At 55.0% G+C, this 798-nt stretch carries 1 protein-coding gene; it reads left to right on the top strand.

Features of this window, described 5'->3' with window-relative positions:
• Positions 1 to 798, top strand: a 798-nt coding sequence (locus tag AC1DLB_RS31210; protein WP_477786429.1) for a dermonecrotic toxin domain-containing protein, incomplete at both ends; no start/stop codon positions are given.

The following is a 798-nucleotide window of genomic DNA, read 5'->3' as shown; positions in this document are numbered from 1 at the left end:
GCACAGTTCGAGTTGAAAGAGTTACTCAAGGCCGATGAATTGACCATTGATCCGGACAACGTCCAGGTGCAGGTTGCCTCGCGCCTGATGTCCACGGCAAAGACGTTAACGCTGTCGGCTTTTGCATTGACTCACTTTGATGAACTGGACAGTGCCGACTTCAAGTTGAAGTCACTCACCTCAGCCGCCATCCCTGCCAAAATGGACAAGCCTTACATCAAGAGCCTGATACGAAAGCTGAATGTCGGTCAGTTCCACAAAAAATTTGTGGAGGCGGCGCTTGCCGAAACCAGCACCACTGCGAAATCCTGCAGACAGCTGTTCGCCGCACAATTGCCCTGGCAACTGCTGCACTACGCGCATTCGCTAAAACTGCAGGAACGCCTGAGCGAAACCGGGCTCGACCTCGTTCGGCAGGTCATGGACATGCCCGATGCAATCGCCCGCGAGGCCGTCAGCGGTACGAATGCGATAATCCGTCCACTTGAGCTTCTCTTCGGTAAAGACCAGTCGATCAAAGTCCCGGGAATGTATTTGATCGGCCCCAAACAGAACACCCCGGGACCCGAGGTGCTTATCGCGCCCTATAGCCCTGAGCATGGCGTGAAGGAATATGAAAACGAAAAGCTGTTGCTGACCGAGCTCAAGTCACAAGGGCCATTACAAAGTTGGGTGCGCAACAGGCTGTCGGACACCGGCCGCACGCATTACGACACCCATGTGACGGGTACGAAAGCGTCCGGCAAGATCAGTCTGGCCTCCAACCCCATCAAGGGCCATCTGTTCAGGCACCTGTTC

This window comes from Pseudomonas sp. 05N434 (genome assembly GCF_056396965.1).
The sequence above is the reverse complement of the archived record's forward strand: the minus strand, read 5'-3'. Positions and strand labels throughout refer to the sequence as shown.